The sequence below is a fragment of the Frankia sp. Mgl5 genome (assembly GCF_023242985.1).
In the GTDB taxonomy this organism is placed as follows: domain Bacteria; phylum Actinomycetota; class Actinomycetes; order Frankiales; family Frankiaceae; genus Parafrankia; species Parafrankia soli.
This window is the reverse complement of record NZ_JALKFY010000534.1, coordinates 1-352: the sequence shown is the minus strand read 5'-3', so window position 1 is coordinate 352 and position 352 is coordinate 1. Positions and strand designations below refer to the sequence as shown.

Sequence of the window (352 nt, the reverse complement as noted above, 5' to 3'; positions counted from 1 at the left end):
CAAGTACGTGACAGGATCAGCGGGAATCACTATGAGATCGCTGCCCGAAAAGTCGTCAACGCCACCGGACCGTGGGTCGATCAACTGCGCAAGAAGGACGGCTCGCTCAATCAAAAACGCCTCCATCTAACCAAAGGCGTACACCTCGTTGTCTCGCGGAGCCGCTTTCCACTGACCAATTCCGTCTATTTTGACTCCCCGGACGGTCGTATGATTTTCGCTATTCCCCGGGAAAACACGGCTTACATCGGCACCACCGATACGGATTACTCCGGAGAGATTGGCGATCCGCGAACACTGCCGGCTGATCGGGATTATCTGCTTCGCGCCGTCAACGCGATGTTCCCAAAGG

At 55.7% G+C, this 352-nt stretch carries 1 protein-coding gene; it reads left to right on the top strand.

The genetic code is table 11. The features are described from left to right. On the top strand, positions 1 to 352 hold a 352-nt coding region (locus tag MXD62_RS10495), incomplete at both ends, for an FAD-dependent oxidoreductase (RefSeq protein WP_248829130.1).